Source organism: Kaistia geumhonensis (genome assembly GCF_030815145.1).
In the GTDB taxonomy this organism is placed as follows: Bacteria; Pseudomonadota; Alphaproteobacteria; order Rhizobiales; family Kaistiaceae; genus Kaistia; species Kaistia geumhonensis.
On record NZ_JAUSWJ010000001.1, the window covers coordinates 319,000 to 334,329 of the forward strand.

Annotated in this window: 13 protein-coding genes; 11 read left to right on the forward strand and 2 right to left on the reverse strand. The window is 65.3% G+C overall.

Annotated features, from left to right (window positions below; genetic code table 11):
- Positions 1-54: 54 nt before the first annotated feature.
- The 3 genes from QO015_RS01530 (at position 55) to QO015_RS01540 (ending at position 3,565) form a co-directional block, all read left to right on the forward strand.
- The gene (locus QO015_RS01530; protein WP_266281933.1) at positions 55-1,314 is read left to right on the forward strand and encodes a glycosyltransferase; all 1,260 of its coding nucleotides are present in this window, start codon (positions 55-57) and stop codon (positions 1,312-1,314) included.
- A gap of 68 nt (positions 1,315-1,382) precedes the next feature.
- On the forward strand, positions 1,383-2,564 hold the full coding sequence (locus tag QO015_RS01535) for a polysaccharide pyruvyl transferase family protein (RefSeq protein ID WP_266281932.1): 1,182 nt from the start codon (positions 1,383-1,385) through the stop codon (positions 2,562-2,564).
- A 77-nt stretch (positions 2,565-2,641) separates the two neighbouring features.
- Entirely contained in the window at positions 2,642-3,565 is a 924-nt protein-coding gene (locus tag QO015_RS01540; RefSeq protein WP_307288186.1) for a glycosyltransferase family 2 protein, read from the forward strand.
- A gap of 24 nt (positions 3,566-3,589) precedes the next feature.
- Here QO015_RS01540 and QO015_RS01545 read toward each other — a convergent pair whose 3' ends face one another.
- A complete protein-coding gene (locus QO015_RS01545; protein WP_266281929.1) occupies positions 3,590-4,009 on the reverse strand; it encodes a VanZ family protein in 420 nt (139 codons plus the stop codon).
- A 129-nt stretch (positions 4,010-4,138) separates the two neighbouring features.
- On the opposite strand from QO015_RS01545, the gene QO015_RS01550 reads away from it, so the two are divergent.
- Together QO015_RS01550 and QO015_RS01555 are read left to right on the forward strand one after the other, a co-directional pair.
- Positions 4,139-5,434 carry a hypothetical protein gene (locus QO015_RS01550; protein WP_266281928.1) on the forward strand — a complete coding sequence of 432 codons (1,296 nt, stop codon included), beginning with the start codon at positions 4,139-4,141 and terminating at the stop codon, positions 5,432-5,434.
- On the forward strand, positions 5,434-6,876 hold the full coding sequence (locus QO015_RS01555; RefSeq protein ID WP_266281927.1) for an O-antigen ligase family protein: 1,443 nt from the start codon (positions 5,434-5,436) through the stop codon (positions 6,874-6,876). The genes QO015_RS01550 and QO015_RS01555 overlap by 1 nt, the downstream gene beginning before the upstream one ends.
- Positions 6,877-6,941: 65 nt before the next feature.
- Here the strand turns inward: QO015_RS01555 and QO015_RS01560 are convergent, their stop codons facing one another.
- Entirely contained in the window at positions 6,942-8,867 is a 1,926-nt protein-coding gene (locus QO015_RS01560) for a DEAD/DEAH box helicase (RefSeq protein ID WP_266281926.1), read from the reverse strand.
- Positions 8,868-9,062: 195 nt separating this feature from the next.
- Here QO015_RS01560 and QO015_RS01565 point away from each other — a divergent pair, with 195 nt between their 5' ends.
- The 6 genes from QO015_RS01565 to lpdA all read left to right on the forward strand — a co-directional run bounded on the left by QO015_RS01565 (position 9,063) and on the right by lpdA (position 15,324).
- Complete coding sequence (locus QO015_RS01565; protein WP_266281924.1) at positions 9,063-9,398, forward strand: FtsB family cell division protein; 336 nt, start codon at positions 9,063-9,065, stop codon at positions 9,396-9,398.
- Positions 9,399-9,568: 170 nt separating this feature from the next.
- Complete coding sequence (pdhA, locus tag QO015_RS01570; protein WP_266281923.1) at positions 9,569-10,657, forward strand: pyruvate dehydrogenase (acetyl-transferring) E1 component subunit alpha; 1,089 nt, start codon at positions 9,569-9,571, stop codon at positions 10,655-10,657.
- 15 nt (positions 10,658-10,672) lie between these two features.
- Complete coding sequence (locus QO015_RS01575) at positions 10,673-12,076, forward strand: pyruvate dehydrogenase complex E1 component subunit beta (protein WP_266281922.1); 1,404 nt, start codon at positions 10,673-10,675, stop codon at positions 12,074-12,076.
- Positions 12,077-12,088: 12 nt separating this feature from the next.
- Positions 12,089-13,444 (forward strand): pyruvate dehydrogenase complex dihydrolipoamide acetyltransferase, encoded by a 1,356-nt coding sequence (locus tag QO015_RS01580; protein ID WP_266281921.1) that lies wholly within the window; start codon positions 12,089-12,091, stop codon positions 13,442-13,444.
- Positions 13,445-13,540: 96 nt separating this feature from the next.
- Complete coding sequence (locus QO015_RS01585) at positions 13,541-13,777, forward strand: HP1242/YdcH family protein (protein WP_266281920.1); 237 nt, start codon at positions 13,541-13,543, stop codon at positions 13,775-13,777.
- A gap of 107 nt (positions 13,778-13,884) precedes the next feature.
- Positions 13,885-15,324 (forward strand): dihydrolipoyl dehydrogenase, encoded by a 1,440-nt coding sequence (gene lpdA, locus QO015_RS01590; protein WP_266281918.1) that lies wholly within the window; start codon positions 13,885-13,887, stop codon positions 15,322-15,324.
- Positions 15,325-15,330: the final 6 nt, after the last annotated feature.

Here is a 15,330-nt window from a genome sequence, read left to right on the forward strand (position 1 = left end):
TGCGAAACGCAATTGCGTTATCTCGAGACCAACTGATGCCGGCCGCCATGGCCGATGAACGTCAGCAGCCACCGACGCGAGCGCCGCAATCGCGCCGCCGCGGCGATTGCATGTGATCATCTCGACCGTGACAAGCGAAGTGGGCGGGCAATGAGAGTCTTGCGCGTTATTGCGAGCGTCAATCCGAAGGCCGGCGGGCCGATCGAGGGCATGAAGCTCTCCACCGCAGCGCTGACGCCGATGGGCGTGGACACCGAGGTCGTTTCGCTCGACACGCCCGATATGGCCGAAGCAGCAGGACTGCCCTACAAGGTCCACGCGCTCGGCCCGGGCATCGGCAAGATCAAGTACACCGCTAAACTTCCGCAATGGATCGCGGCGAACGGCCACCGCTTCGATGCGGCTGTGGTCCACGGTCTTTGGCACTACAGCTCGATCGGCGGTCACGCCGGGCTGAGCCGAGGGCGCGTTCCCTACGTCCTGTTTCCACACGGGATGATGGATCCCTGGTTCAAGAAGACCTATCCACTGAAGCATGTCGCCAAGCAGACGTTCTGGCTGCTCTGGCAGGGGCGGGCGCTCCGGGATGCGAACGAGGTTCTGTTCACGTCGGAGGAGGAGAGGCGGCTCGCGCGCGGAGTTTTTCGTGGCTATGGCTATCGGGAACGGGTCGTCGCCTACGGCACGGCGGGACCGGTCGACGATGCCCAGAATCAGCTGGCGGCCTGGCATCGATTTGCGCCGGAACTCGCGAACCGGCGGTACTTCCTGTTTCTCAGCCGTATCCATCCCAAGAAGGGCTGTGACCTCGCGATAACGGCGTTTGCCCGGCTCGCGGCCGCTCATCCCGGCGTCGATCTGGTGATGGCAGGGCCCGACCAGACGGGCTGGGTCGCGGAGCTCAAGCAACTGGCCGCGAAACTGGGCATCGCCGACCGGATCCACTGGCCGGGAATGCTGACCGGGGACGTGAAATGGGGCGCGATTCGCGCCGCCGAGGTGTTTGTCCTGCCTTCGCATCAGGAGAATTTCGGCATCGTCGTCGCCGAGGCCATGGCCTGCGGCACGCCGGTGCTGACGACCAACCAGGTCAATATCTGGCAGGAAGTCGAAGCAAGCGGCGGTGGACTTGTCAGCGAAGTGACCGCCGACGGCATCCACCGGCTCATGGCGAGCTGGCTTGCAATGTCGGACGATCAGAAGGCAGAGATGCGGCAGAAGGCTCTGGACGGTTTCAGACAGCGATTTGCCATCGACGCCGTGGCGCGTGACCTTCTGGCAGCTTTGCGGGATGCGGCGTCTCAACGTCGCTAGCGTCACCTACCCTTCCGTGGGCCGGGGCCGACCTTCGGCTCGGCAATTCTGGATATCTGAGAGACCTGATGCGCATTGGCCTCCTCACCTACCATTTTTCCGAGAATTTCGGCGCCCTCATGCAGGCCTATGGCTTGCGGCAGTGGTTGATCACGCGCGGGCATGACGCTCAGTTCATCAATTACCATCCTTCCTATGTGGAGGAGGGGGGCGAATTCAGCCGGATCTGGGATCCGCGGCGTGCCAAGGTCAATGCCAAGATCGCCTATCTGAAGCTGTCGACGCTGCAGCGCCGGCTGTTCGGCAACAAGGAGCAGGCCCGCGCCTTCGAGCGGTTCCGCCAGGACGCGCTCGGCATCACGGGCAAGAGACTGCATACGAAGGCCGAAGTCGACGCCATGCTGGCGAGCCAGGCCAAACCCTTCGACGTGATCTCCGTCGGCAGCGATCAGATATGGAATCCGTCGCAGCAATATGGCCTCGATCCGGTCTATTTCGCCGATCTCGCCGTCAAGCCGGGAACGCGGCGCATCTCCTATGCCGCAAGCTTCGGCAAGAACAGCATCGATCCGCAGTTTGAGCCTCAGGTCCGAACGCTGATCCGCTCACTCGACGGCATTTCCGCGCGGGAAGAGAGCGGCGCCGAGATTGCCCGCCGGCTGAGCGGCCGCGAGGTGACCTGCGTTCCGGATCCCACGCTCTTGCTGGGCGATTTCGAGCCGCTGATCGCGAAGTCCGAGCCCATCGAGAAGGAAAGGACCTTCTGCTACACGCTGCGGACAGGCCAGGGGATCCGCGAAGTCGCCGATCAGGTGAGCAAGATCCTCGGTGCCGAGGTCGTGTCCCCCTACAACGTGCACCGGCGCTGGGCCGAGATCGGGCGAACGATCTACCCGTCTCCCTATGGCTGGCTAGCTACGATCAAGGCTTCCCGCTTCGTCCTCACCAATTCGTTCCATGGGACCGTGTTCGCGATCCTTATGAGGAAGCCTTTCCTGGTCGTTGGCCTCCCGGGCACCAAGAAGAGCCTGAACGAACGCGCCCTCAACCTTCTGGGACTGGTCGGCCTCGAGCACCGCTTCGTGACTGGCGATCAGCAGGATGTGGTTGCGCGGCTGGTCGGTACCGAGATCGATTGGGCACCTGTCGAGCAGCGACTCGCCGCATTGCAGGCGACGGGCGCTGGCTTCCTCGAGGCGCAGCTCGCCTTGGCCGCGCAGAGTGGCGCCGGTTCCGCGGTGTCGCGCTAACCTGCAGTCCGCCCGCTCATGATCGACGCCGCCTGTTGAACCGCCGGGACCGAGTACGGGCCGGACCATTGCCGGAGATGCCGACGATGCCGCTGTCGTTGACGGTTATCATTCTGACGTTCGACGAGGAGCTTCATCTCGAGCGCTGCCTCGCGTCGATCGCGCCGCTCGGTGCGAGAGTGGTCGTGGTCGATTCGGGATCACATGACCGGACACAGGAGATCGCACGTGCTGCCGGTGCCGAGGTTTTCGAGCATCCCTTCCTCAACCAGGCGGCCCAGTTCAACTGGGCGCTCGAGAACACCGACACAAGGTCGGACTGGATCATGCGTCTCGATGCTGATGAGGTGCTGGAGCCCGAGCTGGTCGACGAAATATTGAGCAAGCTTCCCCGGATGCCTGCCGATGTCGCTGGTATCAACCTGAAGCGGCGTCACGTTTTCCTCGGCCGCTGGATCAGGCATGGCGGGCGCTATCCGGTGACGCTGCTCCGGATCTGGCGGAGGGGGCAGGGTCGCGTCGAGGATCGCTGGATGGATGAACACGTCATTGTCCAGGGCGGGCGCACCGAGACATTCGACAAGGATTTTTCCGACTGGAACCTCAAGGATCTCACCTTCTTCATCGACAAGCACAATAAGTATGCGACGCGCGAGGCGGTTGAGATCATCAACCAGCGCCATGGTCTGTTCGCGCGGGACACCGGCATGTCGGCCGAGAGTGCTTCAAGGCAGGCGGCGTTCAAGCGCTGGGCGAAGGAATCGGTCTATAATCGCCTGCCGTTCTGGCTGGGACCATTCGGCTATTTCATGATGCGCATGTCGGTCCAGGGCGGTTTCCTGGACGGGCGCGAGGGACTCATCTACCATTTCCTGCAGGGCTTCTGGTACCGCTTCCTCGTCGGGGCGAAGGTGCTGGAGTTCGAACGGGAGTTGGTTGGCGCGGATGGACCTGCGGCCAAGCGCGCGATGCTTCGGGACCTTACGGGGTTGAAGATCTAGGACGGATCGGCGGGCCGGCTTCGGTCAGGCCGAGGTTCCGCGCCTCGCCATGACGGCATTGATCGCCAGACCGAGCATCGCGCCGGCAAGTCCACCCAGCGAACTGGCGACGACATCGGACATTTTTGGCGACCGGCCTGGCGAAAATGCCTGAAGCGCCTCCATGAGCACAGAGAGCGCACAGAGAAGCGCAGCGCGGAGCAACACCTCCCGCCGGGAGAGGCCGAGGCTCAGCACGGCTGCCGTTCCGCAATAGGCGATAAAATGTTCGAAACCCTTCGGAGCACCTGTCCTCGCCATTTCCTGGGCGGGAAGAAGCGACAGCACGACGATCGCCCCGATACAGGCGCTTCCTCCGATGCGGCGAAGCCAGTTGACCAGCGGTCTCATGCCGTGGACGCTAAAGGATGACGTCACAGGGCACAACCACAGCAGATCCGCCATCGAAGTTGCTGCGCCTGCGCCCGGATGACTGTCAGGGGCCGCCGCGTGCGCGTCAGGTGGGGACGTTGATTGTTGCGGCGAAAGCCCCGATGCTGCGCCGCGTCCGAGTCATTCGGTAGTGCAGGATTGATGGACGTCAGCCAGCCCTCGTCACGTCGCCGTTCGGGTCGATCGAAGCGACCCGGATCTTCCCGCAACAATTGGTTGAAGACGGCTGTTCAGGGCGGGGTCATCGTCGTGTTGACGCTCGTCATCTGGCTGGGCGTCATCCTGCTCAGCCGCGGATCGCCCGATCGGGCCGACGACCCCGGCGCTTTCATGAGGGGGGACAGCACGGCTGGCTTGCTTCGCCAGGCATCCGGGTTTCTGACCGCCACTCCACCCGATCCGGCCGCGGCTATCGTCCTGGCTCGCGAGGCACTGGTCAAAAGTCCGCTTAACACCGCTGCCCTGACCATTCTGGCACAGGCCGAAGAAGCGGCCGGAAATGCTGCCATCGCGGCGCCGCTGTACCGACTCGCGTCGGATTTGAACAAGCATCTGTCGCAGCCGCTGATCTGGGCGATTAATGACGCGAATGCCCGCAAGGATTACGAGTCGGTCGTCCGCTATGCCGATCTGTTCCTGCGGAGCACGCCAACGACAACGACGGCCGCGGCCGCGGCGACGATCGATCTCCTGGTCGGAGTGGCCTCGACGGCCCCGACCGCGTCGCTGATCGTCCCCTATCTGAAGAATGCTCCGCCTTGGCGGGATGCGTATCTCAACCGCCTTGCCGACACGGGCGTCGTGGGCGCTTTCGAGAATGTCGTTGCAGGGATCGATTACCGCGAGATCGCCTTCCCGTGGCGCAAATATCTGAACCGCCTCGTCTCGTCCGGCGAGATCGCAACGGCCTATGTCCTGAACTATGGGCTCCTCAATCCCGATTCATCGGACCCCGTGCCCTATCTGTTCGATGGCGGGTTCGAGCGTGGCGCGGCCGACAATCTGCCTTTCGCGTGGACGATCTCCAATCTGCGAAGTGCCACAATCGGGTTCGATCCCACGACCACGCATGGCGGCCGCTACTCCCTGGCGCTCAGCTTCACGGCCCCGGTGTCGTTCCACAATGTCTACCAGACCATGATGCTTCCGGCCGGCTCCTATCGCCTGAACGGCTTCGTCAAGATGAGTGATCTCAAGGCTGCAACCGGCTTGCAGTGGACGATCTTCTGCAAGGGCTCGCCGCCATACGTCATCGGCACCAGCCCCCTCTTCAGCGGAAACGCGGACTGGACCGCGTTCACGGCGCCGTTTGTCGTGCCCGCAACCGGATGCGAGGCCCAGACCCTGCGCCTCGACCTAGCCGAGCGGATAGCCGCCGACCGCAAGATCGAAGGTCGCATCTGGTTCGACGACCTGTCCATCCAGGGGGAAGGCTAGTGGCCGACAACACGCCGATCATGCAGCGGGCGATGCCCTATCTGACGGTGGCTGTGTGGAGCTTCGCCGAGCTCTTCGGCGGCGCCACGCGCGTTGGCATGGACAATGATCTTCTGGTGCAGCTGGTCAGCGCCCCACTGCTGGTGCTCGCCTTGTTCTGCCTGTTCGGCGAGCGACGCTATGCCGGCGCCCGACCCTATGTCCTTTCGATCGCGCTCGTCGTTATTCTCATCTGCCTTCAGTTGGTGCCGCTGCCGCCTGAGATCTGGACGCGCCTCGGGAGCAGGGAGGTTGCCGAGATCGTCTATACGACCGCCGGTATTCCGTTGCCGTGGCTGCCCGTCAGTCTTGTTCCCGGGTTGACGAAATTTGCGCTCGCCTCCCTGATCGCGCCCGTGGCGATCTTTTGCGGCACACTCGTGATGGCACGGGACGGAAAGCTCTTCCTGATCATCGTCCCCGTGGCCGTCGCGACTCTGCATGTGTTCGTTGGCGTCGGCCAGTTCAATAATGCGGCGAACGAGTACTGGTCGAGCACGATCGCGCTCTACGTGCCCGGCGAGGCCTATGGCTATTTTGCCAACCGCAACCACTACGCCGCCTCCAATTACGCGATGATACCCCTGGCGTTCGGATGGCTGCTTGCCTTGCGCAGCGAGCCTCGGCGTTTCGGAATTCTCTGGGCCATCGCCGGAGCCGCTGCGATCGCTCTGTTCCTGATCGGCCTTTCCATCGCCTATTCGCGGGCCGGCGCCGCGATCGGCGCCGCGACGATCGGCATGTGCGCTGCGCTTTATTTCAAGACCCGCGACCGAGCGGAGGTCCCGCGCGGCGTGAGCATCGCCATCCTGGCGGCGATCATCGTCGTCAGCCTCGTCTTCATCGTTGGAATCGCGAGTCTCGTGGGCGAGCGCGGCGTCGCCTATTCGATCAGAGGCGTGTTCGTCGAGAAGACGCTTGGTCTCATCGCTGGCGCGCCGATCTTTGGATACGGGCTGGGCAGCTTCGTCCCGCTCTACATGACGACCGAGCTTCCGACCGAGATCAACCGCTATTTCGCCAACCACGCCCATAACGACTGGCTGGAGATCGTTCTCGATACCGGCCTTTTCGGCGCGGTCGCCCTCCTTGTCTTCACTTGCTGGATCGCCTTCCGCACGATGCGCATGTGGATCTTCGACCGGCCTTCGGGCGCGCTCGGCACCTTTGCCCTCGCGGCGAGCATCACCGTCGTCGGACTGCTCGCGCATTCCGTCCTCGATTATCCGCTGCGCACGACGGCGCTCGCCAGCACGTTCGCTGCGTGCTGCGCGATGATCGCAGCCGTCGCCGCCGGCTGGGACCGCCAGCGCACGGCCGAGCGGCCGATGAAGGTCGACGCTCCTGCAGGGGACGAGCGACGGCACCGCTCCCGCTCGCGCCGGCAACCTGCCGGCACCTAACGGGGCTTATCAGTCGGTTGATGGGGCGTTCCCAGTGAGCAACGGACGCTGCGCGCCGTCTCCGGTCAGCGCGGCGGGCGCTTTTGCTTGAAGTCAGGGCGACGACGGGTCGAGCGTGGAGGCTTGTCGCCCGGGGCGGATGCATCGCCAGCCGCGGACCCGGCGTCGGGCGAGGGCTTCCTTTCATGGGAAGACTTGCCGCCATACGAAGACTTGCCACCATATGACGACTTCCCGCCAGGCGACGTCCTGCTGCGCGGCCCCGACTTCGCGCCGGACCGGCGTTCCGGCCCGGGTCCGGCGGAATCAGTCCGCTCGATGACGATCTCCTCGTCAGGCGCACGCTTCAGCGCTTCCTCGAAGCGGTCAGCTGCCTCTGCCGCCACTTCGAACCGGCTTTCCCGTTCCAGGATCTTGATCGCGCCGATTTCGGAGCGCGTCACATGTCCTCGGCGACAGATCAGCGGTAGCAGCCATTTCGGGTCGGCGTTCTTCTGACGGCCGACCGAGAGTCGGAACCAGACGGCGTCGCCACCGTCCACATCGCGCGGAGCCCGGCGGGGACGCTCGTGATCGTCGGACTGCCGGTCGTCGCGAGCGAAATCCTCGCGCTGGCCGCGCTGCGGCCGCTCGCGGCTGCCCCGCCGCTCGTCCGGCGCAGGGCCGACATCGACGAGTTCCTCCGGCTCCGGCAGGCGGGCGCGGGCAAGGCGCACCAGCGCGGTCGCCGTCGCCTCGGGCCCGATCCGCTCGAGAAGGGCAGCGGCGATCTGCTCTTCCTCCGGCGTCGCCGGCTCGACATCGGCGAACGACGTCAGCAGCCGCTCGCGATCGAGCGCCCGAATTTCTTCGGCGGAGGGAGCCGCGCTCCAGCGCGCGTCGACGCCGGCGGCGCGGATGAGCCGCAGCGCCTTGGCCCGCTGGGTATAGGGGACAAGCAGGGCGCTGACCCCCTTGCGGCCGGCGCGGCCGGTGCGGCCGCTCCGGTGCAGCATCACCGCCGGGCCGGTCGGCAGGTCGGCATGCACGACGAGTCCGAGATCGGGGAGATCGAGCCCGCGCGCGGCGACGTCGGTCGCGACGCAGACGCGCGCCCGGCCGTCGCGCAGTGCCTGCAGCGCGTGATTGCGTTCGCTCTGGCTGAGCTCTCCGGATAGGGCGACCGCGGCGAAACCGCGCTCGACGAGGCTCGCATGCAGATGGCGCACCGATTCGCGCGTCGCGCAGAAGACCAGCGTCGCGCCGACATCGAAGAAGCGCAGCGTGTTGACGACGCCAAGCTCGACCTCGTTGGGCGCCACGCGCAGCGCGCGATACTCGATGTCGCCATGCGGCTGGTTCTCGACGATCGTGTCGATGCGCAGCGCGTCCTTCTGGTAGCGGCGGGCAAGGCGCACGATCTCGCGCGGCAGCGTTGCGGAGAAGAGCAGGGTGCGCCGGGTCGGCGGCACCGAATCGAGGATCAGTTCGAGATCCTCGCGGAAGCCGAGGTCGAGCATCTCGTCGGCCTCGTCGAGAACGACTGCCCGAAGCGCCGAGACATCCAGACGGCCGCGCTCGAGATGGTCGCGCAGGCGCCCGGGCGTGCCGACGACGATATGGGCGCCATCGGCGAGCGCCCGCTGCTCGCGGCGGATATCCATGCCGCCGACGGCGGTCGCGATGCGCGCGCCGGTATCGGCATAGAGCCAGCCGAGTTCCTGGCGGACCTGGAGGGCGAGTTCCCGGGTCGGTGCCACGATCAGCGCAAGTGGCAGGTCGGCGGCCGGAAACCGGGTCTCGCCGCCGAGCAAAGTCGAGGAGAGCGCAAGGCCGTAGGCGACCGTCTTGCCCGATCCCGTCTGCGCAGAGACCAAGAGGTCCCGCTCGCCTGCGTCGCTGGCGACGACGGCGGCCTGCACCGGTGTGAGGCTCTTGTAGCCGCGCGCGTCGAGCGCGGCGGCGAGCGCGGGATTGGAGATGGCGGGCGCGGTCGATTCTTCGGATGTCATTTATGTCTTTCGGCGCGCGCATCGGGCGCGGGCTCTCGGGGGCGCCAAGATCGGAAAGGGCGGCGCCGTGCGGTTTCTCTTAGTCCACAAGAGCCGCCGCCGTCCATCGCCAACCATCAGGCGACTCGGCAACGCGGCGTTAATCCTCGTCGATGATGATCCGTTCACCATGCTGCATCGCACCGGGCCCACCGCATGACCACCCGCCAGCGCCGCAATTCCCGCCGCCGCAAGCTTCTGCTGCCGCTCGGCGCCGTCGCGGTGATGGCCTATTTCGGCTATCACTCCTTCAACGGCGACTACGGCATCTGGTCTCGCGACCGCATGAACCGCGAGGCGATCGGCCTCGAGGCAGAGCTTCAGAGTCTCAAGGCGCAGCGCCTTGCGCTACAGGAGCGCTCGCGTCTGCTGCGACCGGAAAGTCTGGACCCGGACATGATCGACGAGCGCGCCCGCAGCAATCTCAATGTGCTCAAGCCGGACGAGCTGGTCATCGATCTTGCTGCATCGCAGTCGGTCGCATCGCAGTAATTTTCGCGTTGCAGCGCGATTAACAGAAATCCAGTTCATCCTACATTTAGGCAACGAAGTCATGTAGTTGGCGCATGGCTCCCGTGCTTGCCATGCATCTTGGATTGCGTATCGCCTTCGGATAACGTCACGCCCCATAGTTCTAGGGATAACGCTCCGGAGACGAAGGTATGGCTGTAGCCAAATCGCAGGTCGGCAGCAAAGCCGGGTCGACCGACGGTCGCAAGGCAGCCGGGCAGAGGGCCGCAAAATCCGCGTCGCCCGCACGCTCGGCCGCCGCGAAGCCGCAGGTCGCCGACTTCTCGCGCGAAGAGGAACTCGAAGCCTACCGCGAGATGCTGCTGATCCGGCGGTTCGAGGAAAAGGCTGGCCAGATGTATGGCATGGGCCTGATTCACGGCTTCTGCCACCTCTATATCGGCCAGGAGGCGGTCGTCGTCGGGATGCAGATGGCGATCCGTACCGGCGAGGATCAGGTGATCACCGGCTATCGCGACCATGGCCACATGCTCGCGACCGGAATGGACGCAAAGGGCGTCATGGCCGAACTGACCGGCCGCCGCGACGGCTACTCGCGCGGCAAGGGCGGCTCGATGCACATGTTCTCGATCGAGAAGCAGTTCTTCGGCGGCCACGGCATCGTTGGCGCCCAGGTCTCGCTCGGCACCGGCCTCGCTTTCGCCAATCGCTACCGCAAGAACGACCGCGTCTCGCTGACTTATTTCGGCGACGGCGCCGCCAATCAGGGCCAGGTCTACGAGAGCTTCAACATGGCGGAGCTCTGGAAACTGCCTGTCGTCTACATCATCGAGAACAACCGATACGCGATGGGCACGTCGGTGACGCGCTCCTCGGCGCAGACCGATTTCTCGCGCCGGGGCCTCTCCTTCAACATCCCTGGCGAGCAGGTGGACGGCATGGATGTGCGCGCCGTGCGCGCAGCCGGCGAGCGCGCCGTCGAATGGTGCCGCTCCGGCAAGGGCCCCTACATCCTCGAGATGCAGACTTACCGCTATCGCGGCCACTCGATGTCCGACCCGGCCAAGTACCGGTCGAAGGACGAAGTGCAGAAGATGCGCAACGAGCACGACCCGATCGAGCAGGTGCGGCTGCGCCTTCTCGACAAGGGCTGGGCCACCGAGGACGATCTGAAGAAGGTCGACGCGGACGTTCGCGACATCGTCAACGAAGCGGCGGATTTCGCCCAGAACAGCCCCGAGCCGGACGTCGCCGAGCTCTGGACGGACATTCTCAAGTAAGGGCGGGGAAGAGACATGCCGATCGAGATCCTGATGCCGGCTCTCTCGCCGACCATGGAGGAGGGCAAGCTCTCCAAATGGCTCAAGAAGGAAGGCGATAGCGTCAAGTCCGGCGACGTCATCGCCGAAATCGAGACCGACAAGGCGACGATGGAGGTCGAGGCCATCGACGAGGGGACGGTGGGCAAGCTGCTCGTCCCCGAGGGCACCGAGAACGTCAAGGTCAACACGCCGATCGCCGTTCTTCTGGCCGAAGGCGAGGATGCATCCGCCGCGTCGGCGCTGCCGGCGAAGGACGAGCAGGGCATCGCCGAGGCCTCCAAGAACGGCAGCGGCGAAGCGCATTCTGCGCCGGCGGCGAGCGCGGCCGCTCCGGTTCTGCCCGCCTCGGTCAAGGCCGATGTGGCGAGCGATCCCGACATTCCGGCCGGCACCGAATTCGTCACCATGACGGTGCGCGAGGCGCTCCGCGACGCGATGGCCGAAGAGATGCGTCGCGATGGCGACGTCTTCGTCATCGGCGAGGAAGTGGCCGAGTATCAGGGCGCCTACAAGATCACGCAGGGCCTGCTGCAGGAGTTCGGCGCCGACCGCGTCATCGACACGCCGATTACCGAGCACGGCTTCGCGGGCCTCGCGACCGGCGCGGCGCTGGCTGGGCTGAAGCCGATCGTCGAGTTCATGACCTTCAACTTCGCCATGCAGGCGATCGACCAGATCATCAACTCGGCCGCCAAGACGCTCTACATGTCGGGTGGCCAGCTCGGCGCATCGATCGTGTTCCGCGGTCCGAACGGCGCCGCAGCCCGCGTCGGCGCGCAGCACAGCCAGGATTACTCGTCCTGGTACAGCCATGTGCCCGGCCTCAAGGTCGTGGCGCCCTATACCGCCGCCGACGCGAAGGGTCTGCTCAAGGCCGCGATCCGCGATCCGAACCCGGTGATCTTTCTCGAGAACGAGATCCTCTACGGCCACTCCTTCGAGGTGCCGAAGCTCGACGATTTCGTGCTGCCAATCGGCAAGGCGCGCATCCACAAGCCCGGCAAGGACGTGACGCTCGTCTCGTTCGGCATCGGCATGACCTATGCCGTCAAGGCCGCCGAGCAGCTCGCCGCCGAGGGTATCGACGCCGAGGTGATCGACCTCCGCACGCTGCGCCCGCTCGACATCGACACCGTCGTCGCCTCGGTCATGAAGACCGGCCGCTGCGTCACCGTCGAGGAAGGCTGGCCGCAGAACTCGATCGGCTCAGAGATCGCCTCGCAGCTGATGGAGAAGGCGTTCGACTATCTCGATGCGCCGGTGCTCAAGGTCACCGGCAAGGATGTGCCGATGCCCTACGCCGCCAATCTCGAGAAGCTCGCCCTGCCGAGCGTCGCCGAGGTGATCGCGGCCGTGAAGGCCGTGACCTATCGCTAGGGGGAGGCGACCATGCCGATCAATATCCTGATGCCTGCGCTCTCTCCCACGATGGAAGAGGGCAACCTCGCCAAGTGGCATGTGAAGGAAGGCGACAAGGTCAAGTCGGGCGACGTCATCGCCGAGATCGAGACCGACAAGGCGACGATGGAAGTCGAATCCATCGACGAGGGGACGGTCGGCAAGATCCTCGTTCCCGAGGGAACGCAGGGCGTGAAGGTCAATGCGCTGATCGCTGTGCTGCTCGCCGATGGCGAGGACGCCCCGGCGATCGGCGGGGATACGGCCGCCAAGCCGGCAGCCGAGAAGCCCGCCGCGGAGAAGCCGGCCGCCGCGCCCGCTCCGGCGGCGCCGGCTCCCGCCGCTGCACCCGCTGCGGCTCCGGCACCCGCCGCCGCGCCGGCTGCTGCCGCTTACGGCGAGCGCGTGTTCGCCTCACCGCTCGCTCGCCGTCTCGCCAAGGAAGCCGGGCTCGATATCTCGAAGATCGCAGGCAGCGGGCCGCATGGCCGCGTGATCCAGGCCGATGTCGAGAGCGCCAAGGCCGGCGGAGCCGCCAAGGCCGCCGCACCCACTGCCGCTCCCGCGGCGGCTCCGACTCAGGCCGCTGCGCCTGCTCCTGCCGGCGCTTCGGATGCGCAGGTGCTGAAGCTCTTCCCCGAGGGCAGCTACGAGATCGTGCCGCATGACAACATGCGCAAGACGATCGCGCGCCGCCTGACGGAATCGAAGCAGACCGTCCCGCATTTCTACCTGACGATCGACACCGAACTCGACGCGCTCCTGGCGCTGCGCGAGCAGATCAACGGTGCGGCGCCCAAGGACAAGGACGGCAACGCAGCCTACAAGATCTCCGTCAACGACATGATCATCAAGGCGATGGCCCTGTCGCTGAAGAAGGTGCCGGCGGCGAACGCGTCGTGGACCGATGGCGGCATGGTCGTGCACAAGGTGGTCGATGTCGGCGTGGCCGTAGCGATCCCCGGTGGGCTCATCACCCCGGTCGTGCGCAATGCCGACAAGAAGACGCTCTCGACCATCTCGAACGAGATGAAGGACCTCGCCAAGCGCGCGCGCGACCGCAAGCTGAAGCCCGAGGAATATCAGGGCGGCACGACCTCGGTGTCCAATCTCGGCATGTTCGGCGTCAAGGACTTCGCGGCGATCATCAATCCGCCGCATGCGACGATCCTCGCCGTCGGCGCCGGCATCCAGAAGCCGGTCGTGAAGAGCGGCGAGATCAAGATCGCCACCGTCATGTCGGTGACGCTCTCGACCGATCATCGCGTCGTCGATGGCGCGCTCGGCGCCGAGCTGATGCAGGCCTTCCGCGGCTATATTGAGAAGCCGATGGGGATGCTCGTCTGAACCGCATCGCGACCCGCCGCCGCCTTGACCTCGCGCAAGGACGGCGGTGCCGCTTCGGGCAAGGTCGCTGCGTCTGAAATCAAGGGAGAAACGCCCATGGCTCACACGCCGCATGAACTTGCCGAGGACTTTCCGGGCGAGCACGAGAAGATCGCCCGCCTCAAGGCCGAGGACGCGCATTTCGCGAAGCTGGTCGACTCCTATCACGAGGTAAACCGCGCGGTGCATCGCGCGGAGACCGATGTGGAGCCGACCGACGACATCCATATGACCGACTTGCGCAAGCGCAGGATGGTGCTGAAGGACGAGATTGCCGCACGGCTGCGGGCGTGACGGTCGGCGGTGGGTCATCCCGCCGCGCCTCCGCCAGACCGTGCATGTGAAAAACCGGTATGCCGGCGCCGCTTCGGCGGCCCGGCCATGGCGAAGGGGATGGGCCGATGGCCAACAGCTATGACGTGATCATCATCGGCTCGGGACCGGGCGGCTATGTCGCCGCCATCCGGGCGGCACAGCTGGGTCTGAAAACCGCGGTCGTCGAGGCGAAGCATCTCGGCGGCATCTGCCTCAACTGGGGCTGCATCCCGACCAAGGCTTTGCTGCGTTCGGCCGAGATCTATCACTATATGGAGCATGCCTCGGATTACGGCCTCTCGGCCGGCCAGGTGGGCTTCGACATCGGCGCCGTTTCCAAGCGCTCGCGCGGCGTTGCGGCGCAGCTCAACCAGGGCGTGACGGGCCTCCTGAAGAAGAACAAGGTGGACGTTATCTGGGGCGTCGCCGAGATCGCCGCGCCGGGCAAGGTCACTGTGAAGCCGGCGCCCGCCGAGGCCTATGGCAAGCCTAACGTGCCGCCGAAGGGCGCGCTTGGCGCCGGCGACTACGAGGCGAAGTCGATCATCGTCGCGACCGGCGCCCGGCCGCGCGCGCTGCCGGGTCTCGAGCCGGACGGCAAGCTGATCCTCACCTATTTCGAGGCCATGGTGCCCGAGACGCTGCCCAAGAAGCTGCTTGTTATGGGCTCTGGCGCGATCGGCATCGAATTCGCCTCGTTCTACCGCACGCTCGGCGCCGAGGTGACGGTGGTCGAGGTGTTGCCGCAGATCCTGCCCGTTGAGGACGAGGAAATTGCCGCCCATGTGCGCAAGCGCCTCGAAAAGCAGGGCTTCCGCATCCTGACCGGCGCCAAGGTGACGAAGGTCGCCAAGGATGCCAACTCGATCACCGCAACTGTCGAGACGGCAGACGGCAAGAGCGAGGAAATCACCGCCGACAAGATGATCTCGGCGGTCGGCGTCGTCGGCAATATCGAGGGGCTCGGGCTGGAGAAGCTGGGCGTCAAGACGGATCGCGGCTGCGTCGTCACCGACGGGCTCGGCCGCACCAATGTTCCCGGCATCTTCGCGATCGGCGACGTCGCCGGTCCGCCGATGCTGGCCCACAAGGCCGAGCATGAGGGTGTGATCTGCGTCGAGGGTATCGCCGGGCAGCACCCGCATCCGATGGACAAGCTCAAGATCCCGGGCTGCACCTACTGCAACCCGCAGGTCGCATCGGTCGGCCTCACGGAGAAGAAGGCGCGGGAGGCCGGCTACGACATCCGCGTCGGCAAGTTCCCCTTCATCGGCAACGGCAAGGCCATCGCGCTCGGCGAGCCGGAAGGGCTCGTGAAGACGATTTTCGACAAGAAGACGGGCCAGCTTCTCGGCGCGCATATGGTCGGCGCCGAAGTCACGGAGTTGATCCAGGGCTTCGTGATCGCCATGAATCTCGAGACGACGGAGGAGGAACTCATCCATTCAGTGTTCCCGCATCCGACGCTCTCCGAGACCATGCATGAGAGCGTCATGGGCGCTTACGGCCGCGCGATTCACATCTGAGGCTGG